Annotated in this window: 18 protein-coding genes; 11 read left to right on the forward strand and 7 right to left on the reverse strand. The window is 36.5% G+C overall.

Going from position 1 to position 23,891, the window contains the following annotated elements:
- Together gmk and nadD are read left to right on the forward strand one after the other, a co-directional pair.
- Positions 1-582, forward strand: a complete 582-nt coding sequence (gmk, locus tag FLUTA_RS08325) for a guanylate kinase (protein ID WP_013686423.1) — start codon at positions 1-3, stop codon at positions 580-582.
- A complete protein-coding gene (gene nadD, locus FLUTA_RS08330) occupies positions 582-1,196 on the forward strand; it encodes a nicotinate (nicotinamide) nucleotide adenylyltransferase (RefSeq protein WP_013686424.1) in 615 nt (204 codons plus the stop codon). Before gmk ends, nadD begins: the two co-directional genes overlap by 1 nt.
- Here nadD and FLUTA_RS08335 read toward each other — a convergent pair.
- The 3 genes from FLUTA_RS08335 to FLUTA_RS08345 form a co-directional block, all read right to left on the reverse strand.
- Entirely contained in the window at positions 1,193-1,429 is a 237-nt protein-coding gene (locus FLUTA_RS08335) for a hypothetical protein (RefSeq protein WP_013686425.1), read from the reverse strand. The genes nadD and FLUTA_RS08335 overlap by 4 nt on opposite strands.
- A gap of 234 nt (positions 1,430-1,663) precedes the next feature.
- Entirely contained in the window at positions 1,664-5,056 is a 3,393-nt protein-coding gene (locus FLUTA_RS08340; protein ID WP_052301362.1) for a DEAD/DEAH box helicase, read from the reverse strand.
- A 46-nt stretch (positions 5,057-5,102) separates the two neighbouring features.
- The gene (locus FLUTA_RS08345; protein ID WP_043023725.1) at positions 5,103-6,710 is read right to left on the reverse strand and encodes a hypothetical protein; all 1,608 of its coding nucleotides are present in this window, start codon (positions 6,708-6,710) and stop codon (positions 5,103-5,105) included.
- A gap of 196 nt (positions 6,711-6,906) precedes the next feature.
- On the opposite strand from FLUTA_RS08345, the gene FLUTA_RS08350 reads away from it, so the two are divergent.
- The 9 genes from FLUTA_RS08350 (at position 6,907) to FLUTA_RS21945 (ending at position 20,692) form a co-directional block, all read left to right on the forward strand.
- On the forward strand, positions 6,907-8,928 hold the full coding sequence (locus FLUTA_RS08350; RefSeq protein ID WP_148235410.1) for an ArnT family glycosyltransferase: 2,022 nt from the start codon (positions 6,907-6,909) through the stop codon (positions 8,926-8,928).
- 32 nt (positions 8,929-8,960) lie between these two features.
- Complete coding sequence (locus tag FLUTA_RS08355; protein WP_013686429.1) at positions 8,961-11,810, forward strand: PD-(D/E)XK nuclease family protein; 2,850 nt, start codon at positions 8,961-8,963, stop codon at positions 11,808-11,810.
- Positions 11,811-11,873: 63 nt separating this feature from the next.
- On the forward strand, positions 11,874-12,572 hold the full coding sequence (locus FLUTA_RS08360) for a hypothetical protein (RefSeq protein ID WP_043023727.1): 699 nt from the start codon (positions 11,874-11,876) through the stop codon (positions 12,570-12,572).
- Between the two features lie 379 nt (positions 12,573-12,951).
- Positions 12,952-13,875: a T9SS C-terminal target domain-containing protein gene (locus FLUTA_RS08365; protein ID WP_013686431.1), complete on the forward strand. Its 924-nt coding sequence runs from the start codon at positions 12,952-12,954 to the stop codon at positions 13,873-13,875.
- Between the two features lie 161 nt (positions 13,876-14,036).
- Positions 14,037-14,336, forward strand: coding sequence for a hypothetical protein (locus FLUTA_RS08370; protein ID WP_245545466.1), 300 nt, complete (start codon positions 14,037-14,039; stop codon positions 14,334-14,336).
- A 227-nt stretch (positions 14,337-14,563) separates the two neighbouring features.
- A complete protein-coding gene (locus FLUTA_RS20695; RefSeq protein WP_013686433.1) occupies positions 14,564-15,526 on the forward strand; it encodes a T9SS type B sorting domain-containing protein in 963 nt (320 codons plus the stop codon).
- A gap of 14 nt (positions 15,527-15,540) precedes the next feature.
- Positions 15,541-16,008 carry a hypothetical protein gene (locus tag FLUTA_RS08380; RefSeq protein ID WP_013686434.1) on the forward strand — a complete coding sequence of 156 codons (468 nt, stop codon included), beginning with the start codon at positions 15,541-15,543 and terminating at the stop codon, positions 16,006-16,008.
- 226 nt (positions 16,009-16,234) lie between these two features.
- Positions 16,235-17,188: a T9SS type B sorting domain-containing protein gene (locus FLUTA_RS08385; RefSeq protein ID WP_169312071.1), complete on the forward strand. Its 954-nt coding sequence runs from the start codon at positions 16,235-16,237 to the stop codon at positions 17,186-17,188.
- Between the two features lie 12 nt (positions 17,189-17,200).
- Positions 17,201-20,692 carry a tail fiber domain-containing protein gene (locus FLUTA_RS21945; protein ID WP_013686436.1) on the forward strand — a complete coding sequence of 1,164 codons (3,492 nt, stop codon included), beginning with the start codon at positions 17,201-17,203 and terminating at the stop codon, positions 20,690-20,692.
- Between the two features lie 73 nt (positions 20,693-20,765).
- Here the strand turns inward: FLUTA_RS21945 and FLUTA_RS08395 are convergent, their stop codons facing one another.
- The 4 genes from FLUTA_RS08395 to FLUTA_RS08410 are packed head-to-tail and all read right to left on the reverse strand — an operon-like array spanning position 20,766 to position 23,856.
- Positions 20,766-21,347, reverse strand: coding sequence for a DUF3109 family protein (locus FLUTA_RS08395; RefSeq protein WP_043024189.1), 582 nt, complete (start codon positions 21,345-21,347; stop codon positions 20,766-20,768).
- Between the two features lie 11 nt (positions 21,348-21,358).
- Positions 21,359-22,015: a hexitol phosphatase HxpB gene (gene hxpB, locus FLUTA_RS08400; RefSeq protein WP_013686438.1), complete on the reverse strand. Its 657-nt coding sequence runs from the start codon at positions 22,013-22,015 to the stop codon at positions 21,359-21,361.
- Positions 22,012-22,884, reverse strand: a complete 873-nt coding sequence (locus tag FLUTA_RS08405) for an NHL repeat-containing protein (protein ID WP_013686439.1) — start codon at positions 22,882-22,884, stop codon at positions 22,012-22,014. Before FLUTA_RS08405 ends, hxpB begins: the two co-directional genes overlap by 4 nt.
- Positions 22,885-22,905: 21 nt before the next feature.
- Complete coding sequence (locus FLUTA_RS08410) at positions 22,906-23,856, reverse strand: tryptophan 2,3-dioxygenase family protein (protein ID WP_013686440.1); 951 nt, start codon at positions 23,854-23,856, stop codon at positions 22,906-22,908.
- Positions 23,857-23,891: the final 35 nt, after the last annotated feature.

The following is a 23,891-nucleotide window of genomic DNA, read 5'->3' on the forward strand; positions in this document are numbered from 1 at the left end:
ATGGCGTTTGATTCGAGTGGCGGTAAATGTGTCATATTCTCAGCTCCTTCAGGCGCTGGAAAGACAACCATTGTTCAATACTTGCTAGGAAAAGTCCCTGAATTGGCTTTTTCTATTTCTGCTTGTAGTCGCGATCCTCGTGGTGAAGAAGTAGATGGACAACATTACTACTTTTTAGGTGTTGAAGGATTTAAAAAGAAGATCGAAGAAGGAGCTCTTGCTGAATGGGAAGAGGTGTATACGGATACTTTCTATGGAACCTTAACTTCTGAATTGGAACGAATTTGGGCAGCTGGCAAGACCGTTATTTTTGATGTTGATGTAGTTGGTGGCTTGAATCTCAAGAAAATTATTGGGAAAAATGCATTAGCCATTTTTGTGCAACCTCCTTCATTTGAAGCATTGGAAAACAGGTTGAGACACCGAAGCACAGAAAGCGAAGAAAAGATTGCAATGCGTCTTGCAAAAGCTCATATCGAATTGGATCGAGCTCCAGAGTTTGATTTTATTTTGTTGAATGATGAATTGAATCGAGCTTGCAAAGAAGCAGAAGCAGTTGTTCGTAAATTTATTTCCGAATAATGAGAGTGGGACTATATTTCGGAACATTTAATCCAATTCATGTTGGACATTTAGTCATTGCAAATTACATGGCTGAATACACCGATATAGATCAAGTTTGGATGGTGGTAACGCCACAAAATCCATTGAAACTCAAATCTTCTTTACTGCCAGATTATCACCGATTGGCGATTGTAAATGAAGCAATTCAAGACAATTTTAATCTGAAAGCTTCAGATGTTGAGTTTAAATTGCCCCAACCCAATTATACGGCAACCACTTTAGCACATTTGAAGGAAAAATATCCGAATTATGAATTCTCTTTAATTATGGGAGAAGATAATTTGAGAACGTTTCACAAGTGGTATAATCACGAACATTTGCTGGCGAATTATAAATTCTATGTTTATCCACGTGTTTTAACAATTCAGGAGGAAGAAGAAGTTCAGGAAATTGGCCATCATCCTGAAAACGGATTTATGAACCATTCAAATATTGTGATGTGTGAAGATGCTCCTGTAATGAAGGTTTCATCGAGTTTTGTTAGACATGCAATAAAAGAAGGGAAAGATGTTCGTTATTTACTAACAGACCCTGTACGCAAGTACATCGACGAAATGAATTTTTACCGTTAAGCTGTTTTTTTACGTTTGAAGAAACGTGCAATTTGCTTTCTAAAGAAAAACATCAAGATTAAATAAGGAATAGCAATCAAGAATAAAATTCCAGAATTGATGGAAGAACCAAAAGAGTTTGCATCTAATTCACTTCCTTGCTGAGCCAATAGTTTGCACTGCGAACAACCTTGACCAAAAGCAAAATCGACAAAAATTAGTGCAATTGCAAGTAAAAAAACGCGATTTTTCATGGCTCAAAAATACAAACAAACGCATAGAATTAGTGTGTTTTTTCTTGATTTAACATATTGACGAAGGATTGACCTTTGATTTATAGATTCATGTAGTAAGCAATTTAGCAAAATCATTTACAGTTATTTATCAATTTAATGAAAATCAGTGCTTTACACTCGATTTGTTAGTGAATTAGTAAAATTACTTACAGATTTTACTTAAGGCGCTGATAAATAGAATCTTATATCGAATTATAATAAGTCAACCAACTCTTTTCGGCTCAATTGCTTCAATGTACTGACATCTGTGTGAACCAAATCTCCAACGAGTTCCTGTTTGCGTTTTTGCAATTCCAGTATTTTCTCCTCAATAGTATTTGGAGTTATAAAACGAACAGCCACTACTTTTTTGTCCTGACCGATGCGATAAGCCCGATCGATAGCTTGATTTTCCACAGCAGGGTTCCACCATGGATCTAGTAAATAGACATAATCCGCTTGTGTTAAATTTAAGCCCATGCCACCAGCCTTCAAACTAATGAGAAAAACTCGAATATGCTCATTTTCTTGAAAAGCATTCACAACCTCTTTGCGTTTTTTGGTCTGACCAGTAAGCAATGAATAGGGAATACTTCGTTCCTCCAGCGCTCGTTCCACCAATTTCAACATCCCCACAAATTGAGAGAAAACCAAAATTTTATGGTGTTTCTTTTTATCCTCAATTTGTTCCATTAATTCTTGAATTTTGGCTGATTGTTCTCCGTAAGAAACGCCATTTTCATTGATTAATGCAGGAGAATTACAAATTTGCCGCAATTTTGTGAGACCAGCTAAAACATGCATGCTGCTTTGACCGTCTGTAAAATCTGGTTCGCTCATCAAGTATTCCTTCAATTCAGTTTTATAAACGTCGTAAACGCGTTGTTGTTCGTGATCCATTTCACAGTAAACAATCATTTCTGTTTTCTCGGGAAGTTCTGTTGCAACTTGTTTTTTGGTGCGTCTCAATAAAAATGGATGGATGCGTTTTTGCAATTCTTTCGCTCGTTGGCTATCTTGAAATTTATCAATGGGCATGGCAAAATGATCTTTAAACTGTTTCACAGAACCAAACATTCCTGGATTGCAAAAAGAGAGAATTGAGAAAATATCCAATGTATTGTTTTCAATCGGAGTTCCTGTAAGAACAAATCGCTGTTTTGATTGAAGTAATCGAACTGTTTTGTACCTTTTTGAATCTGGATTTTTGATTGCTTGGCCTTCATCTAAAATAATGGTATCAAACACAAAATCTTTTAAGTAACGAATATCTGAAAGCAAAGTTCCGTAGGTGCTTAATACAATATCGTAGGCTTCGAAATGATGGGTTGCTTTGACTCGTTTACTTCCATGAAGATCTAAAATTCGCAAATGTGGAGTGAATTTTGCGGTTTCATCTTTCCAATTAAATACCAAGGAAGTTGGAACAATGATTAAGTGTGTGCCTTTTTCTACTTCCTGCTTCTTAGAAAGATAAGCCAAAAGCTGAATGGTTTTCCCTAATCCCATATCGTCTGCAAGAATTCCACCGAAACCAAAATCATTCAAGAAATGAAGCCAATGATAACCTTCGCGCTGGTAATGCCTCAATTCTGTTTCAAATTTTAGTGGAAGATCAATTTCAGGAATGCGTTCAAAATGAGTAATCTTCTCCTTAATTTCTGTTATTTGTTCTCGAACCGTACTGTCAATTTCTTCTGCTTCGAACCATTCATCAATAAATTGATAAGATGTTTTTGGAATGCGAATAACGTCGTCGAACAATTCGCCTTCTCGAAAAAATGCTGAGAATCGCTCCAACCATTGTTGTGGAAGTAATGCCATTTGTCCATCTCCTAATTTCACGTAGCGCGATTTTTGAATAATGCTTCGCTGAATTTCTTTCAGCCGAACGCGATTATCACCAACCTTGATATGAGCTTTCGTTTCAAACCAATCAATTCCACTGATGATTTGAACGGAAACTTTCATGCTCTTTGGAACGAGTTTTAATTTTGTCAATTCCTGAAATCCATGAATTTCTAATTCGGCTTCGCTCCAAGATTCAAATGCATTTAAGAACCAATCATTTTCCAAAAATTGATTTTTGTGTAAGTAGAAAAAATCACCGCCCAATTGATACTCAAAATCTTTGTGAAGTCGAATGATTTGGCCTAAAAAATTGACTTCTAAATCCTCATTTCTAGGAATTTCGAACGAGTTTCCAGTTTGGTCAATCGTTAGTAATTTCCGTTTCGATAGAATAGGGATTTCCACTTTTCCATACTCAATAATGGGAGTGATGTGAATGTAATTTTCACTGTCTGTGAGGTAAATTCGTTTTGCTTGAATCGTTGCTAATTGGGTTTGTTTAATGATTGCACGAGTGGCTTTTTTAACGTAGGAATAATTGATGTTAACCACATTTTCAAGCGGCACCAAAAAGCGTATATGAAACTCGTCAAACTGCGATTGATGAATGATGAGTTTGTGGTGATTTTTCCTGAAATAGCTCAATGTTCGGAGGTAATTCCAATTTTTGATTAGGTATAAATCTTGTCCGCGACGAATAAACAACTCGCTTTTCATTTTCACCTGGTCAAAATCAATTTTGTGATTATCAACTTCAATGAAACCTGTTATTTCATAAAACTCTTGGTTTTGTTTCACATCCAAGTGCAAAAGCATTGGTTTTTCGTGAATGCGAAGTGCGAAATCAATGTCTTTTGGCGGTTTTGTATCCCAAACTTCTACAACTTCTAATTCCTCAAAAAGCGGTTTTGCAATCGTAATCGACTTAATAACTTTCAAAAATGTTTCCTCATCATTTGCTAAATTCCGGTATAAATGATGTTTTGCTCCCAACATTCCAAGTGCCGTATAAGCTTGAATGATTTCAGGTTTTGTTTCCTGCAATGCAAGTTCTAGTGCATTTAATGAGTGGATGGGAGGTTTTATTTTTCCATTTTGAGTCAAGGCGCTTTCATGTAATTGAAATTCAAAATGATTTTCATTCTCCAAAGCACGGAAAGAAATATAGCGATTTGGTAAGTGTTTATTGAGTTTTTCTGGAGAGAAAGCAACTGGTGCTAATTTCTTCGTGAGTTCGTCTTTTTTTTCTTGATTTAATCGAATAAGTTCTGGATTCTTGGAAGCAACCTTTACCTGTCTGTTTTCATAACTGAGTTGAAATAACTCGTCCCATTGTTTTTCATCTGAAATACCATAAGAAAATGCCACATCTGCAATGCGTTTCCTGCGATCAGATTCATCATAAAAAACCCGAAAATCTCCATGTTCCATTACACGGTAAAGCACAATGGCTTGATGGTCGCATAATTTTTTTCCATTTCCCCCACAGCTGCAAGCAAGAACAACTGTGTGATTTTCTTGAGTAAGGATTACCTCATGTTCTGCCCGAAAACCGTAATTGCACAAAAAGACACCTTTGTCAATGGAAAGTTCGACAGCATGGACAGAATTGGAACTAAGAGTCAACACTTGAATGGCGGAAGCTTCCGCATACTTTAGAAGTGTTCCATAATTCAATTCGGCAAAGGTGGAATCGCGAAAAACAAACAATTCTTCCTCATCATCCCAGTCATCCATTTCCGTTGAACTTAACATACAGTGAAGGTATGGAAAAAGCACGTATTTCTGAATGAAACAGGTTTTATTTCCTGGGAATTTTTCGACGATACAAGGTGCAGTTCGTGTTTTTGTGAATCAGTGTAAAATGAAGTGAAATGAGTTGAAGGGTCTTCAACTGTTCGGTATTTGACCTGTCCCAGTCTCCTAAAACAAAGATATAATCAAGCTCTTTTTTCTGGTTTTGGGGATTAATCGGTGCAGATGAAAGGAAGGAATTACCAGCAAGAGAAATTCCCCCAGCCTGAATATCCGGGAATTTTTCATAGTTCCACAATAACGGAAAATAATCCATAGTTGCTTCGTAATTTTCAAGAATAATTAGTGGTTTATCCATTCCAAGATAATTGAAGAAATTCTCCCTCGACCAATGATTCCTAAGGTTAACAGGAGCTACAATACTGTTGGGTTTAATAAATTTTGCAGTTTCTTCGCAATCCATCGCGATGGCATTATTGGAGTCAATTACAGGATCGAGATGACGAACTCTCTTGACATGGGCGACGAGAACAAGTAGTGAACAAATTAGGGCAAAGCGTTTGGAATGCTTCATAGTTGAGATCCAGATGACCGTAAATAAAAAGAATAAGAACGCAAATCGCATGGAAATAAGACTTGCCATATCATTTTTGTCTGGAACAATAAATAACAACAAGAGCATTATTGCGGACATGAGCAACCAAACATCATTTATACGAAGAACACTTTTTATTGAGTTGCCGCAGGTAGAACTTTTTCGGGTTCTTACTCGAATGATAAGTCCTCCGATGATAAGTCCTGCTAAAACAATATTGGTTATAATGGTGGAAATTTTTTCAACTCCAAAAGAATAACAAATGAGAGGATTCATATAAATCAGCCAGGAGAACAATTCGGATTTTGAAAGAAAACCAGGATTCTCGGAATCAGGTCTGTTCGCGAAATAAAAAAACATTAAAACGAGCGGAATAAGGGAGCTGACCAATAACACGAGAACTTTTTTCAGATGGATCATAAATACCTTTTCGAATTTCCCACCTTCAATCCATTGCTTCAAAAATGTGGCGAAAGTATAACAGGCGATAGCTAATAACGCCGTACTGAACATCAAAACGTGGGAAAAATAAATCAGAATCAAAAAGATGCTAAGAATAACTGTCTTTTTAATAGAAGAGGTAATTGTTTCATGGTTTTTGATCCAAAATGAAAGAAGAATGAATAACCCGATTAGCCCTAGTGAAAAATTGTAAAAACCCATTGAAAACAAGTAGTTGTATGTAAAAGGAAAAATGAGATAGCTTAACAAGACGTATTCTCCTCCAGCAGATTTGATCAAATTCCGGAAGGAATATGGAAGTCCGATAAAATAAACGAGTAATAGTAGCTTTTCTGCTAAATAACCTGGAAGAAACCAGTTGAAAAAACAAAGCAAAATATGTCCGATCCAATTGGGTACAGGTTCTGGATTAAATCGAAAAAAAGAATCAAAATCGGGGTTCAAAAGCATGTGATTGATCAGGTTGGCATTGTATAGGTGTGCGGGCCCATCAATTGTCGGAAAAAAGCGATGACTGAGAATAGGAATGAGGTTTAACACTACAACCGCCAGAAAAAAGAATCTTTCGTATTTGGTAAGCTTGTTTAGACGATTCATAAGTTGAAAGTTGAGTGGCAAAATAATCAGGGATTTTAAGTTTATAGATAAGAGAACCAAATAATTCGGCAAAACGTTATTTATTTTTGCTGTCTTTAAAAGTAATTAAAAATCAGTTTTGCCTGCCGTTAAGTTCTTTTCTTAAGAATAAGTTGGATATTTGTATGAGTCGATTATTCTAATTATTTTGAATGCCTTGAGAGCGAAGAAAGGAACAAATAGTATTGCATTGTTGTTAATCACCGTATTAACGGTAATTCTTCAGTTTAAACAAGTGAATGAGTTCCCTGGTTATATTCATACTTGGGCTCAAAATGATCGATTGGCATTGGCAAATGGATTTGTACGGAACGATTTAAACTTTTTCGAACCACAGAATTACATCTTAAACCATCAATTTCCAAGTAATTGGACCATTCCATCATATTCAACCAACACTGCGGTTGAGTTCCCTATTCATGACTACATCCCGGCTGTTTTCATGAAACTTTTTGGCACCAACGAGCCCTGGATTTTTCATGTTTATATATTGCTTTATAGTATTGTTGGATTCTTTTTTTTGTATTTATTATCAGAGAAAATATGTCGTTCCAAAATTAAAGCAGCATTGGTGGTCATTTTTGCGATGACTTCTCCAGTTTACGTTTATTATCAAGGCGGCTTTTTGCCAAGTATTCCTAGTATTGCAAATACTTTAATTGCCTTCTATTGTTATGCATTGTATTTTGAGGGAGGAGGCAAAAAATGGTTTCGATGGGCACTTTTCTTTTTCACCTTTGCTGTACTTGCTCGTTTCACCTATGTGATTCCGTTTTTTGCGGTTCTTGGTTTTGAAATGATCCGTATTATCCAGCGAAAAGCGAAATTTTGGCCAAATATAATTGGTGTTTCGGTATCCTTTTTGGTTGTTTTTGCTGCACAGTATTACAACAGTACTTTACGAGTAAAATATGGGTCAGATTTTCTGAATGAACTCTTACCAGTAGATAATTGGGAAGAAATGAAGTTGATTTTGACTCAAATGTGGGATCGGTGGATTTTAGAATACTTCACAATAAAACATTATTTTTTGATTTTATTGCTAGCAGTTTTAGGAGCAATTTCTCTATTAATTAAACAGCGAAACAGCGAAAACAGATATCTTGGATGGTGGCTCATCTGTCTCTTTTGGATAATTGGAGTATGTCTGTTTTGGTTTGCAATGACCAAGCAATTTTTTGCGCACGATTATTATTTCTTGGACACATTCTATCTTCCAACCGTCCTTTTTGTAATGCTAAGTTTGGCTTTACTTCCAAAACCTCAATGGAGATACGGAGAATTAATTATAGGAATCTTGGTTGTATACTTTGGAATACGTGCTTTTGAAGAAACTGAACGGGTACAAAAGGAACGTAGGGTTTATTTTGCGGGCGATCATTTTACAGGTACAGGAATTAATTTTGCAGGCTCAGATGAGTTTCTAACTAAATCAGGGGTTTTAAGAGAAGATACTATTTTGGTAATTCACGCAGATGGGCCGAATATTCCATTTATTAAAATGAATCGTGTGGGACTGGCTGTAGTTGGTCATACAAAAGACGACATAAATAGAGGGCTGAGCTGGAAATGGGATTATGTGGTGTTTCAAAAATCCTATTTTATGGAGGATGTATATAAAATTTATCCGGAAATACTGAATGAAGTAGAGATGATTTCAACGAATGAGAATCTCATTTTGTGTAAACGAAAGCAAGACACTACAGCTCAGAGTTTGATGAATTTTCTAGACATAAAAAATCCTTACAAAACCATCAAAATCAACTTTGAAACCAATGATAGCCTAGATTACATTCAAGTTGCAAAGGATCTAACAAGGAATGGAAATCAGATTGGTGTGATTAATGAGAATGATGTGTATGCCTTTTCGCATGATTTCACAAAACAAGTTGCCCGAAATAAAAAAGCGACAATCCTAAAGATTAAAGGAAAATATTTAATTCAAAACAGCAATCAAGCGACTATTATTGTTGCTTATTCCAAAAGTAATGAACTCTCATACTATTCTGCAATCGATCTTATTTCTCAATTAACACCAAATGAATGGATGGAAAAGGAGTTTCTGATTTTTCTTCCTGAAAGAAAATCGAAAGATGAAAAGTTGAGTTTTTATATCCATAATCCAAATAAGAATCGGATTTTGATTGATGATTTTGAGTTTCAATTTTTTAAAAACTAACTGTTTGAATCAGCATTCATAGCAAGAGTATCATGGAGCCATTTGTTAATCGAATTATAAATCACATCAAGGAGAAAGAGCTAGACTTTCAAAATGTGTGTATCGTTGTTCCTTCTGAACGAATGATTTCCTACTTGCAACGAGCAATTTACCAGATTTATCAAAAACCAGTTTTATCCCCGAAAATAATTACCATTGATCTATGGATTCAGGACTTAAGCCCAGTTCCTATCATTGATAAAACGAGTCTTTTATTTGAATTATACGAAATTTTTAAAGATAATCCAGTGGAATTGAATGTAAATTCCTTTGATTCTTTCATGACTTGGGGCCAAATTCTTTTAAGTGATTTTGATGAAATAGATCGCTATATTGTTCCTGCGGATCAATTGTTTAAAAACCTAAGAGATATTCGAGAAATTGAAAATTGGTCTTTTAATTCGGAAGAATTATCAAAAGGTCAGCTACAATTCATGGCTTTTTGGGACAAATTGAAACCGTATTATTTTGCTTTGGAAGAGCGCCTGAAAACCCAATCAGTTACTACAAAAGGAAAAGCATATCGACATTTTTCAACGAATATTGATTTGGCGTTCAAAGAGGATAAAGACGCACAGTTCATTTTCGCTGGATTTAACGCTTTGTCGAAATCGGAAATTGAAATCATGAGACAACTCTCCAAGTTGGGAAGAGCGTCTATTTTGATGGATTCCGATGAATTTTACTTCTACAATTCCATTCATGAAGCAGGTCAATTTCAGCGCGATTTGTGTAGAAAACTGGAACTAAAGTCACTTCCGTTTATTGAAAATCACTTGCTGACAAAGCAATTAGATATTCGAGTGGTGGAATGTCCACAATTTACAGCCCAAGCTCAAGTTGTTGGAAGTGAATTGAAAAAATTGACCAGTCAGCAGTTGAATGAAACCTTAGTTCTTTTGGCTGATGAAAGCTTATTGAGCTCCATATTGAAACACTTGCCAGCGGAAATTGGCCATGCAAATATCACCGTGGGTTTACCATTGAGGCAAACTTCCTTGAGATCTTGGGTGGATTTGATTTTCAGATTGCAAGAGTCATTTTTGAGACGTGGAAACTCGAGTATTTATTACCGAGACTTTATTCAGTTTGCTCACCATCCCTTTATTTTGGGTGTTCTTTCAACAAGCGAAAAAAAGGAAATTCAGAACATCGAATCTCGAATAATCTCGAATAATTGGCACTTTCTAGATCGAAAAAAATTGGATTTAAGTGAGCGATTATCTGTTTTGAATCAGTTGATATTTGAACCTTGGAAAAACGACTGGAAAAAGGCGCTTCAGTTGATTCAACAATTAAATACCCAATTGGATTTGTGGTTGGATGATGCCAATGAATTGGAACGAGCAATTGTTCGGAGATTTGATCAATCCAATATCGCTTTGCAAAATATTCTTGCTCGAAAATATCCAGAAATGAGCCTTGCTTCTTTCCGAACGTTATTCAACGGAAATTGGAGTAACGAGACAATCGCCTATTTCGGGAATCCACTGGAAGGATTACAAATAATGGGACTATTAGAAACCCGTGGTTTGGATTTCAAACGTGTTTTTGTTTTTGGATTAAATGAAGGATCAATGCCTCCGCTAAATTCAATTAACACCATCATACCGATGGATTTGAGAAAGTATTTTGAGTTGCCAACACCTCGCGAAAAACAAGGGCTTTTCGCGCATCATTTTTACCGTTTGTTGCACTCCGCGGAAGAAATGCTCATTACTTATTCGAGTGCTTCAGAAGCTGTTGGATCGAGTGAGCCAAGTAGATATATTCAGCAAATTGAACTGGAACTTGCTCAAGTAAATCCAAATATTCGGATCCAAAAATCCTTCTACAAAGCAGGAAATAATGAAAAAATTGAAATTGCGGAAATAACAAAAACGCCTGAAGTTATTGATCGAATTTATGAGGTTCTTCAAAACGGGATAAGTTTTTCAATGTTGGATAAATTCATGGCGTGTCCCTTGGATTTTTATTACAGATATGTCTTGCGTTTCGGAGAAGAAAACAAAGTAGAAGAGGATATTGAGAGCAATACTTTGGGAACAATTATCCATGCTGTTTTGGAAGATTTGTTTACACCATTTGTAGATAAATTCGATGATTCAGGAAGAAAAATAGCTGGAAAAGTAATGACCGAAGATGATTTGACGAAGATGGAAAAAGAAGTTCCTCTTCTAGTCAGTAAAAGCTTTGAAAACCACTTTTCGCAAGATAAGAATACTTGGCAAACTGGAACGAACCACATCAATTTTGAAGTTGCTAAGGAAATGGTTGTGAATGTTTTGAGAAGAGACCGAGCAATCTTAAGTGAGAACCCAGAAAAAGCATTGTTTATTTTGGGATTGGAAAAAAAGTATGAAACAACGATTCAATTTCCAGAGTTTGCTAGAAATAATCAACCTTTGGAAATAAGACTTTCTGGAATTTGCGACCGGATTGATCAGTTTGATGGTGTTCACCGAATCATTGATTATAAATCAGGTAGTGTAAACGCAGAGAAGGTAGAATTGAAGAAAACCAAGAATCAAGAAACTTACGAAGAGGCAATTTTATTGGATAAACGAAAAGGAAAATCGACTCAAAAACATGTCCTTCAGTTATTGATTTATTGTTATCTCTATTTCAAGGAAACAGGTATTATGACGGATAAAGCGGGAATTTTTTCATTCCGCTCGATTAAAGAAAGCCCACATTTCTTAAAGCTTCCAGAAGATTTTAAAAAAGAAGATATTCCTGAATTTTTCGAGAAAATCCTCGTGAATACAATCAGTGAGATGTTGGATAAAACCAGCCCATTTACGCACAATGTCGATTCTAAATACTGTGCTTATTGCAATTGATAATTTTCATGTAACTAGATGTTTTTGTAACGCTTTAAAGATTTGGGAATTAAACTTAAAATCATGCAGATAAAATTGATCCAGCTTTGTGCTCTGTGTTTATTCCTTCATAGTTGTTTGCAAAACAAAACCCAAGTAAAAGGAAATTTGCTGGCTTATGAAGATCTGAAAGTATCGGTAGAAAATCAGCGACTTATTTTTCAAAAAGAATACAGCGAGGCAGATGAAGTAGATCGAAACAGCATTGAAGAAAAGGCAGCATCTTATCTTTTGGAGAAAATCACAACCGATTTCTTTAATCAATGGGAAGGAACAGAATGGGATTTTAACGGTACAACGCGTACTCCGCGAAAAGGGAAAATTGCATGCGGTTATTTCATTACCACGTTACTTTCGGATGTTGGATTTAAAATTCCGCGAACTAAATGGGCTCAACAAGCTTCTGAATATTATATTACCAGAATGACCGCTGATGTGAAACGTTTCAGTAATCAGACTCCCGAATATATGAAAGACTATTTCTTGAAGCAACCAGATGGACTTTATATTGCCGGTTTAGACAGTCATGTTGGGTTTGTTTACAAATCAGGTAATGAGGTTACGTTTACGCATGCCAGTTATTACGATCCCAAAATCGGAGTGCAAACAGAAGAACTGATCGGGGATAATCCATTCGCTAAATCGGCTTACAGAGTTGTTGGTCGGATTCTTGACAAAGAAATGGTTCGAAAGTGGATTCTGGGAGAAAGCTGGAGTGAATAAAACAAAACACAGGTTGTTACAAAATTCATAACTGGCAGAGTCTCCATTTTTTGATACCTCTTCTTGCTCAGAAGGAGGTTATTTCTAACGCTTCTATTCCAAAGATCTTATTTTCAATTAACACCTCTTGTTGATACTTGTTCCTACCAAACAAAAATCAAGCATTAACATTTTTTTAAATAATTAACATACACGTTTGTTTTTTAAGTATATTAGCTCACTACTAATTTTTGAAAACCACAACACAGATATCCAACTATTTACCCTCTTTTGTATCTTTGAGAAAGATACTTCTAGAAAGCAAGCTAGCGCTAAATTCTGCCGTTTTTCACCTTTTCGTGATAAAGGAAATTATTACTTTTAAAAACAACTTTATCAGTTGAACAAACCTGTTTTTTATATACTATTCTTTCTCATTCCTCTTTTTGCAATTGGGCAACAAAATCTTGTGCCAAATGCGAGTTTTGAAGAGTTTAGCTCTTGTCCGCAATCAATAGGTGAGGTTAAATGCTATCCTTGGTTTAGTGCTACTATCACAACACCAGACTTTTATACTCCATGCGGTACAGGTTTAAGCGGTACTCCGATAAATGCTTATGGAAATCAAAATGCTTTTGATGGAAATTCATACGTAGGTATAAATTTGAATGCTGATGACGGTTATCGGGAGTACATCGCTGTTAAGCTGATAGAGCCCTTACAACCTCTGAAAAAGTATGTGTTAAAATTCTATGTATCGAACTCCGATTTAACAAAATATCCAAGCAATAATTTAGGGGCTTATTTTATTGTAGACACTTTGGGAATTCCATTACAAATAATGACTGGTGGTACACCAGCCATTATTAGTTCCACCAATATTGTTTTTAGTTCGATACTAATATCGGACGAAATAAACTGGGTTGAAATGTCCTATGAGTACTTAGCGAGTGGTTGTGAAGAATTCCTAATCATAGGAAACTTCTTACCACAAGATCAAACCACTTTTGGACAAAATTCTGGTCTAGGTATAGATAGCTATTATTATATAGATGAAGTTAGTCTTGTAGAGTTATCGTCAATTGATTTACCTAATATATTTACTCCAAATGCTGACGGAATTAATGATTTCTTTGAAATTGAAAATACGGAAGCAAAACATACAGAAATTCTAAATCGTTGGGGTAATATTGTCTACGAGAGTAATGATCTGATTAAATGGAATGGTGGTAACCAGCCTGATGGCGTCTATTACTACAAAATTGACTTCGGTTGCGGTTCGCTACCAAATATAAAAACAGGTTTTGTTCAACTGATTAGATAGAACAAAACATTATGAAATATTTATTTTATATTTTACTTTTAGGACTATCATTTAAGTCCTTTAGCCAATCAACTGTGGCAAGTAACATTGGGAATCCCTCAAGGTTTTTAGGTTATACGAACAATTTTATGCTAAACTTTAGAACTGCTAATGTTCAAAGAATGAAGCTCAATGGGTCTCTAAGCTACGCCATTGATGGGTATAACGGATTACGCAATGGCTACCTACTTCTTGGAAGAGGAGATGCACTAATCAACAACGGGCTGTTTAATCCAGCTAATGCAGGAGCATATTCTGCTCTGCACCTCACTGGTGCTATTGGTGGATTTATCCAAACATTTGGTTACCGCCCTTGGATGCAAACTGGAGTTACCTTAACTGACAACCAAGATCTTTCCTACATAGGATTGAGACAAGTAGGAACTGGGTTTGATGTTACTCGTAAGCAGGGATCTTCCTAAAAAAGAACAATCTCTGAATCCAATTAATTTTTAGTCTTTAATGACCATATAAGTATTTTTACTACATTCGCTTACTACTAATTTTTGAAAACCACACACAGATATCCAACTATTCACCCTCTTTTGTATCTTTGAGTAAGATGACCCTAGAAAGCTAGCTAGTGCTAAATTCTGCCGTTTTTCACCTTTTCGTGATAAAGGAAACTATTTACAAAAAACTTTATTAATTGAGTAAACTCGTTTTACATATTGTTTTCTTATTTATATCCTTGTCTCTATGGACTCAGGAAAATCTTGTTCCAAACGGTAGTTTTGAAGAGTATAATTGGTGTCCAAACACTGCAAATGGCTTTTATATAAACTCATGCAAATATTGGACTTCTCCCACATTGGGAACTCCCGATTATTTTAACTCATGTAGTACAGAATATGATATAACCCTTCAACGTTTTTTGTTCAGTGTTCCTGAGAATTATATTGGTAATCAGGCAGCTCATACTGGGAATGCGTACTCTTTTTTTACTTTTGGTCAAAATGATTCAAATTCTTTAACTTATTCTGAGAACATTCAAATAAAGTTGAATCATACACTAGACGCTGGTAGGTTCTATGAAGTGAGTTTTTTTGTACATAATCCAATAGCTAATTACTGCATAAATTCCATTGGAGCTTTGTTTACACCAAACCAACTAAATTTGAATACAGATGAAATATTACCCTATAATCCTCAATTTTTGAGTAATCCAGATGTTTTTTTTTGTGACACAAATAATTGGTATCAAGTAAAAGGGACGTTTATCGCTCAAGGTACAGAAGAGTACATGACTATTGGTGTCTTCAAGTCTCTACCTGAGTTAAAGGTCAAAGATTATAATGGAAATTTTCTCAATGGGCTAAGTGCAGCAATTTATATTGATGATGTGTATTTAAAAGAAACGGAATTACAAATTTCTAATATTTTCACTCCAAATGGTGACGGGTTAAATGATTATTATCATTTAAATTTAAAAGGGATTGGCGCTAAAAAGGCTGAAATATACAATCGTTGGGGTAATCTAATTTTCCAATGTGAAGATACATTAAATTGGGATGGGACATTCAATGGAATCGATTGCACTGAAGGAGTATATTTTATTCGTATAATTTTTGAAGACAATAATGTAAACGGGTTTATTCATTTGATGAAATAAATCAAGTTTAGATTATGAAAACAAAGCAATTAATTAATGCTTTTATTGGTATTTTCATTTCAGTAAATGTATACTCTCAAGTAACATTTGAATCAAATGCTTATGCTCCTGGAAGATACCTTGGTTGGAATGCCTCTAACGGAGTAAATCCACTATTATTCAAAACCAATGCTATCAACCGCATGAAGCTCAATGGGTCTCTAAGCTACGCCATTGATGGGTATAACGGATTACGCAATGGCTACCTACTTCTTGGAAGAGGAGATGCACTAATCAACAACGGGCTGTTTAATCCAGCTAATGCAGGAGCATATTCTGCTCTGCACCTCACTGGTGCTATCGGAGGTTTTATACAAACATTTGGTTACCGCCCTTGGATGCAAACTGGAATTACCCTAACTGACAACCAAGATCTTTCCTACATAGGATTGAGACAAGTAGGAACTGGGTTTGATGTTACTCGTAAGCAGGGATCTTCCTAAAAAAGAACAATCTCTGAATCCAATTAATTTTTAGTCTTTAATGACCATATAAGTATTTTTACTACATTCGCTTACTACTAATTTTTGAAAACCACACACAGATATCCAACTATTCACCCTCTTTTGTATCTTTGAGTAAGATGACCCTAGAAAGCTAGCTAGTGCTAAATTCTGCCGTTTTTCACCTTTTCGTGATAAAGGAAACTATTACAAAAAACTTTATTAATTGATAAAATCTGTTTTATATATCATTTTTGTTTTAATGTCTTGCTTGACTTATTCACAGCAAAATTTGATTCCAAATCCAAGCTTTGAAGACACTGTGCGTTGCCCTAATGGAACGGCTGATCCGGGAGCAGTTAGTTTATGGTATAATCCTACTAATGCAAGTCCTGATTATTACAATGTTTGTTCGACTATGGGTGGTGGTGTTCCTTGGAATGATTGGGGTTATCAATATGCGCAAGAGGGTCATGCCTATATTGGGATAGGGACATTTTTTTCCTCCACAGTCCCAAACTATCGTGAGTACTTACAAATACAATTAACTCATAAGTTGGAAGCTAATAAAGTTTATTGTTGGAGTTTTTGGATTTCTTTATTAGATAGTATTGATTTCGCCTCAAATAATTTTGGAATTGGTCTTTCACCAAATCCAGTAACCAATTTTTCTACGCAGTCAATTCTACCAATCAATTGCATTGGTTTTGAAAACGAAATTTATTTAGATCGAAATAATTGGAAGCAAGTATCTGGAACTTTCACCGCAACTGGCCAGGAAGAATACCTAACACTCGGTAACTTCTTTAATGACCAAAATACTGCTTTCATTCAAGTTGGTGTCAATTCAAGCGGTGGAGAAGGAGCATATTATTTTATCGATAATGTGTTTTTGGGAGACTGTATTACTCAAGTTACTTTTCCAAATATTTTTTCACCAAATAATGATGGAATTAATGACAACTTCAGCATTGAGAGCATTGGTGTTACTGAGCTGAACTTCACCATAGTCAATAGATGGGGGGAGAAAGTATATTTTGGGGAAAATGACCCACTTTGGAATGGGAAATGTAACAATATCGAATGTTCGGAGGGAGTTTATTTTTATATATGCACTTTTAAAAATGTTCAGCAAGATAAATATGAAACAAAAACAGGTTTTATTCAATTGATAAGGTAAATACTTATCAATATGAAAATTAAAAAGAGGTATTTGACAATAGCGTTATTGTTATCAAATTACGCATTTGGTCAAAGTACTACAGCAACGAATCTTCAAAATGGGCCTCAAACACGTTTTTTAGGTTATACGAACAATTTTATGCTAAACTTTAGAACTGCTAATGTTCAAAGAATGAAACTCAATGGCTCTCTAGGCTACGCCATTGATGGATATAACGGATTACGCAATGGCTACCTACTTCTTGGAAGAGGAGATGCACTAATCAACAACGGATTGTTTAATCCAGCTAATGCAGGAGCATATTCGGCTCTGCACCTCACTGGTGCTATTGGTGGATTTATCCAAACATTTGGTTACCGCCCTTGGATGCAAACTGGAGTTACCTTAACTGACAACCAAGATCTTTCCTACATAGGATTGAGACAAGTAGGAACTGGGTTTGATGTTACTGAAACCACCATTGCTTGGGCAGATAATGGTTCAGGTACTACATCAGGCCCCGACGATATGGTCTTTCGATTTATGAACGGTGGTGCTGGAAATAATACAATCAACCCAGATATAAACAACGGGAGTGATTTAGACGGTTTGCATGTAGCTCGTTTCGCAGGAACAGGCGAATTTGGACTTGGAAACACTTTTGGAACAAACCCAGCAGGAACACCTGCCAATTTGTATGTTCGTCCTCAATCTCTGGCACATTACAGCTTAAGTAATCTTCGTTCGGTATGGCAACAATTCACTAATCGAAATCTCACAACTGGAAGTGGTACTAGTGAAACGAACGCAGATGGATTACGAATTGGAATCATTGGAAATTCCAACCTTTTGGTAAATGGTGCAGCTGCAATCTATAATCAAGAAACGAGACCTTTGCTTTTCTCCACCAATGCCAATACAAATGTGGTCAATGTTGCGAATGGAAATACATTGGAACGCATGCGTATTATGTCTGTAGGAACACCTACTAATCTTACTGGAGGTGGTTTTGGAATATACAATCCTGGAGGGCTTGCTGCAAATAATACCCGTGTTGCAATCAGTCATAATCCAGCTAATCCAATCACCAGACCACTGAGTTTACTGCATTTGGGTTATAATACGGGAGCAATAGCAATTAATCCAGGTACAGATGGTTGGAGGTCCTGGATGGATATAGGTGTTTTCACCACGAATGGATCTGATAACGTCTATTTAGGATTGAAACAAGAAGCAGGTCCAGCAGGAGACAGACAAGATGCTGTGTTGAGCTGGGGCGACAACCAAACTTCTGGGTTACCTCCGGGTAACGGACCAGATAATTTCCGAATGATTTTTACTTCAACAACTGCTGCATCAGGTGGCGGAACTCCTCCAGCAACAGGAGCAAATGGTTTGGAAGGAATGCGTATGACTCCAACAACAACTACTGGTGTATTTACAGGTATTGGTGGTGATCCAACAGCACCGAACAACTACGTCGGAGGAAGTGCAAACCCAACAGCTACTTTGGAAGTAAATTCTTGGGGAGCAACCAACGTAGCTGGTGGTAATTCAGGCTTGCGTTTCACAAACCTGAATACTACTTCTCCAACAATCGCGAATCCGGGAACGGGCGTATTGGCTGTTAATGCTTCTGGGGATGTTATTTACGTTCCACAAATAACCAATGGTCTTGCTTGTTGGGATTTGAATGGTAACGGAGTATTTGACTTAGCTACTGAAGATATGAATTCCAATGGTATTGCAGATGTGGGCGACTGTCAAGGCACAGTTGGTGCAACGGGACCCACAGGACCGACAGGGCCAATTGGAGCTACAGGAGCAACAGGGCCAGTAGGACCCGCAGGACCAATTGGATTAACAGGTGCGGTAGGACCAACTGGATTAACGGGCGCGACAGGCCCACAGGGAGCACAAGGTTTACAAGGTGTAGCTGGTCCGCAAGGAGCAACAGGACCACAAGGACCTGCAGGTGGTATCGTTGCAGCTCAAAACGGATTAAATTTGATAAATCCTTCTACAGTTGAGTTAGGAGGTCCACTCTTACATAATACTGAAGTCTATTTGAATAATCGTGATATGGTTTTCAATAACACTTATGGTAATTTCATCGTAGGAAATACCAATATTCAAAATCCTGGGATTAATTCGCATCAAAACATAATTATGGGTCTCAACAATAATATAAATATTAATCCTGCTGTCTATCCATCAGGCTGGGGTCATCAAATTTTGGGTAATGGAAATACGGTTTTTAACCAAGGAACAAGAATTATTGGAGATGGAAATGAAGTAGGTCACTCTTTATATTCAGCTGCAGGTCATGGTGATGTTGTAATTGGAGCATCAAACAAGTCAAATACTACTGCATTTGCCCAAGGAGGATATACAATTGGTAAAGCAAATGAAAACCAAGGATACTTCAATTATATATTCGGAAAAGCCAATATTGTCAAAGGTGAAGAAGCCTATGCATATGGCAATAATAACATAAACCCTTATTTCAGAACACATGCTTTCGGAAATTTTGTGCATCCTGCTTATTATACTGTATCAATAGGAAATAGTTATACTGGTAGTGCAGCCAATATCAAATCATATATTGATAATGGCGGAAGCTTTTACTCTATTCATAATGATCCAACATTTATTACAGCAGCGCAAGATATTCCAGCAATCAATATTGACAACTCCAATAATGTAGCTATCAAAAAATACTATGCAGCTTCAGCTCTTGATGTTTGGGGTACAATTCTTCAAAACGGATCGTCTGTTACATCTGATTCTACGTTAAAACATAACATTCAAGATTTAGATATTAACGCAGATAGTTTGTTAAACTTACTTCGCCCAAGAACATTTGAGTGGAATAGCGTTCAAGATACCTTTATGTTGGGAACACAATACGGATTCATCGCTCAAGAGTTTGAAACTGTTCTTCCAGAACTAGTCAAAGCTGGAAATGATGATATCAAGCACATTAGCTCTGGAGGATTATTCCCAATCTTAGTGTTAGGGTATAAAAATCAAAAAGCTCAGATTGATTCTTTGGAAAATCAAAATGAAACATTACAACAAATCGTTGCCAACCAACAAACAACCATTGAAGATCTCAACAATCGTCTAACTCAATTAGAGAACTGTTTGTCGGGAATTTTGCCTTACTTGTGTCAATTGAGCAACAGTGCTATTCAAGCAAATACGCCTCAATCACAGGAAGCGATTCGCAGTGAACTTTCGGTTCATTTGAGCAACAAAGAAGCAATTATCTTGGATCAAAATGTTCCAAATCCTTTTGCGGAGCAAACAGTGATTAATTTCTCTATTCCAGCATCGGTGCAAAAAGCACAAATTCATTTTTACGATGGACAAGGAAAATTGATGCAATCTGTGGATGTTGTTGAAAGAGGTTTGGGAAGTGTCACTGTTTTTGGAGCTGATTTAAGCTCTGGAGTTTACACCTATACCTTAGTTGCAGACGGACAAATCGTTGCAACGAAAAAAATGATGAAGCAATAACGTTATTGGTAAATGTGATAGTACAACATTGGAGCAGATTGCTCTGGTGTTGTATTATTCTTTTCATGACACTTTATTCCAATTCCGAATTCTTCAAGGTTTCGTCAATTCCCTCTAAATCGGCATAGAATTCTTCACCAAATGCGCGAATAAGAGGTTCACGTAAAAATTTGTAGACAGGAACATTTAATTGTTCGCCACACGCGCAAGCTGGTTTGCAGATATTCCATTCTTCGTAGTTTAAGGCAAGACCTTCACTCAGTTTTTTTACTCGAATGGGATATAGATGACACGAAATGGGTTTTTTCCAGGTTGTTTTTCCTGCCAAATACGCTTGTTCAACAGCACATTTAGTAATTCCGAGATCATCGAAGTACACGAAGGCACATTCTTTTCCGTTTACTAAAGTAGTTGCAGGCTCATTCCACGGATCGATGTAGAAAACACCCGTTTCTTTGATTGCTTCAATGCCTTCAGGTCGCATATAGGGAATCACATCATCTAAGATTTCTTCCAAGATATCTACTTCTTCGAAAGTAAGTGGGGCACCGCCATCGCCTTCCACGCAACAAGCACCTTTGCAAGCATTCAAATCGCAGACAAATTTGCGGTCAAAAACTTCTGTGGAAATGAGTTTATCATCAATTGCAACAATCATAGTACAAGTTACTTAAAGGAATGGATAAGTTGATTTAAATCTTCAAATTGCGCATCGGCAAGAATCAATTTGGGTTCTGGATGATGCGTTTTTTCAGGAATACAAATAACGGTCATCCGTGCCGCTTTTCCAGAGATAATTCCGTTTAATGAATCTTCAATTACGAGACATTTTTTTGGATCTAAGCCCAATGTGTTTGCAGCGCTAAGATAAACAGCTGGATGCGGTTTTCCATAAGTTTCAAATTCTGCTGAGTGAATAGCTTGAAAGAATGGGCGAATGTTTAGTGTGTCTAAAATGCAATTGATCAGCACTTGATAGGAAGAAGTTGCAAGACCAATTTTCAATCCTTTTGAGGAGAAAAAAGTCAAGGATTCCAAAACACCAGGAAGTGGAGTTGCTCGTTCGGTCAATAGCTCAACCATTCGTTGAATAATCGCATCTTCTACTTCCTTCGGACTTGCATTTTCCCATGGCGATACGTGATACCAGTACGAAATCACTTCATCTATTCGTAAGCCTACGGTTCGTTGGAAATCTTCCTTGGTAAGCGGACAGCCAACACTTTTAAAAACGTCTTCCATGGCAATTTTCCACAAGGGTTCAGAGTCTGTTAAAACACCGTCCATATCGTAAATTACACCTTCAAAATCTGCTAATTTCATTTTTTCTTTTCTGTGCTCCTCTGCTGAATATTCGGCGAAGGTGCTGGCTTAATAACATACAAGTTTCCTCCACCAATGATTTTTTGGCGCTCATCAGCAACATAAATACGGCCTGATGAATGAATGGCAATTGCTTCTTTTTGAGTAATTGGTAGCAAAGTATTGTGCGATTCGTATTTTGGGCGTCCATTTTCGAAACTATGAACGATGATTCGGTTATAGGTTAAAAGCACTAATTTGTTTTCTCGAATATCTGCACCAGTTATTGCGTCGCGAAACCAGTCACGTTTGCCAATAATTAGGTAATATTTTTTATTCGCCTTGTAGGTTCCAGGATTTGTTGGAAGTGTATAAACAAAGCATTTTCCATCAAAAGGTTCCGTTCTACATTTGGTGAATAAATACAAGGAATCATTGTAAAAACTCATGGCCTCACAATCAAAATACTTTTCTTTTAATGTGGGAGGAAAAGTTGTTTGTTCGGGATAAGAAAACTCAATGAATTTTGCTTCCACATCTTGGTTGTCGAGTACTTTCTGCAGACTTACTTTCAAGATTTTCAAATCGGTTCTTTTGTTGTTGTTATTTCCAAAATCTCCGATATACAAATTCCCTTTTGAGTCCAGTGCAATGTCTTCAAAATCCTCGTTTTCGGCATTTGTGATGGTTACTTTATGACGGATACTTCCATCTAAATTCAGCACAAATAATTCGGGATCATTTCCACCATCATTGTGTGCAATCAATGTGGTATCATTGGCAAAAACGAGTCCAGAAATTTCCTTTAAATCTTTGGATAAACGAGTTGTTTTTTGGACAGTCGCGGCAACTAGAAATAAGGTTGCAAGTAAAAGAGCAACATTTCGCATGCACCAAAAGTAAGAAGAATGTTAGTTTAAAACTGCTTCCACCCAAGATTTACCCCATTCTGCTACTTCCATATCAGACCATAATTGAGGATAAAAGATTCTTTTTTGGAAGCGTGGAGGAAGGTATTTTTGCCAGTTTGTTCCACCTGTTGCAGCAACATCACCTTTGTCCTTTTGTAAATAACGAACGGCAGATTTGTAATGCACCAATGGCCAATTAACGTTGATGTTTACATCATTTTGTTTCAAAACGTGAATGACTGTCGGCAATTCTTGATCTTCTTTAGATAAGCGTAAATAACATTGCCACAAGTTGTCGTGACGCAATTGCTCACCAAGTTGAATAAATTCAGTTCTGTAGCGATCTTCGAATTGTGTTAACGTCAATGTTTTCTTTCCTGTTTCGGCATCAGTAGCTCCTTCTTTCCAGTAGATATTCTCGAAAAGCTCTGTAATTGGTTCTTTTCCGGAGTATTTTTCGCGGTGATCTTTGTGAACTAACTGAAGAAAATCTGTCGAATGAATTTCTATTTTTCGGTATTGAGCTGATTGAAATCCGGAAGCTGGTGCAAGTGATAATCTGAATTTCAAGAATTGCTCACGTTGCATTCCATCTACCATGATTTCAAAACTTTTAGTCAAAGCTTCAAAGTAGCGATTGATACGTTGTACATGTTCCACAAAAAACGCAGCATCTAAATTTTTACGATCAGAAACTTGTTGAAACTCGTGTAAACATAATTTGAAGTATAACTCAGTTACTTGATGGTACATCAAAAACACCATTTCATCTGGGAAATCGGTGTACGTTTTTTGAAGAGACAGCAAGGTGTCAACTTGAACGTAATCCCAATAATTTGGCATATTTGAATAGAGTAAACCATCTAAATATGCCGTTAAATCCTGACCCTGAGCATCATATTTTGCTTTGAGGAGAGAAATTCTTTCTAAGATTTCAGGAGTCAATTCCATGCGTGCTACAAAATTTTAGTAAACAAAGATATGCC

It is taken from the genome of Fluviicola taffensis DSM 16823 (genome assembly GCF_000194605.1).
Classification (GTDB): domain Bacteria; phylum Bacteroidota; class Bacteroidia; order Flavobacteriales_D; family Crocinitomicaceae; genus Fluviicola; species Fluviicola taffensis.